Below are 613 nucleotides of genomic sequence, written 5' to 3' on the forward strand. Positions count from 1 at the left end.
GTATTGCGTCACTCAGTATATGCCTGTGTTTATGGTGGCGTGGACGCTGATGTCGCGGAGGCTATATTCACTACTAAAAATCCGGGAGCTAATCTTAACGGTAATGCAACGTTCACTGTCGAAGATAAAGAAAACTATAACGCCCCCTACCCGCAGTACATTATACAGTGGCAAAAAGCTACGCCGTTAAGAATTTATTTTAAGGTTGGAATAGAGGCTAATGAAAATCTTCCGTCAGATATAAGTAGTCAAATTAAGTCTATGGTGGAAACCGTGTTTAATGGTGGGTATGACGGTATAACAAAAGCAAGAATTGGCGGGAGAATTAACTCAGGAACATATTACGCACCGATAATATCCATATCCCCTGATTACGTGAATATATCTTCAATATCTATTTCAGGGAATGGCGTTGATTTCACCCAGTCATTAACGGCAGGTATTGATCAGATACCTACCATCCAACAAGCAGACATTGAGGTAACACTAATGTGAGCTGGAAAGACACAGTACTAACTCAATATTCAGCAAGTGAAAAGCTCCTTTCCATAATAGATACATTTAATCAGGCAGTGAATTTAGATGAATTCACCGATGAGTTTATTAATGAGGT

Annotated in this window: 1 pseudogene; it reads left to right on the forward strand. The window is 39.5% G+C overall.

What is annotated here, in order from left to right:
- Positions 1–495 (forward strand): annotated as a pseudogene (locus AD970_RS19895) (baseplate J/gp47 family protein); the annotation flags it as partial.
- Between the last annotated feature and the right edge of the window lie 118 nt (positions 496–613).

Origin of the sequence: Yersinia nurmii, from assembly GCF_001112925.1 — a bacterium.
Classification (GTDB): domain Bacteria; phylum Pseudomonadota; class Gammaproteobacteria; order Enterobacterales; family Enterobacteriaceae; genus Yersinia; species Yersinia nurmii.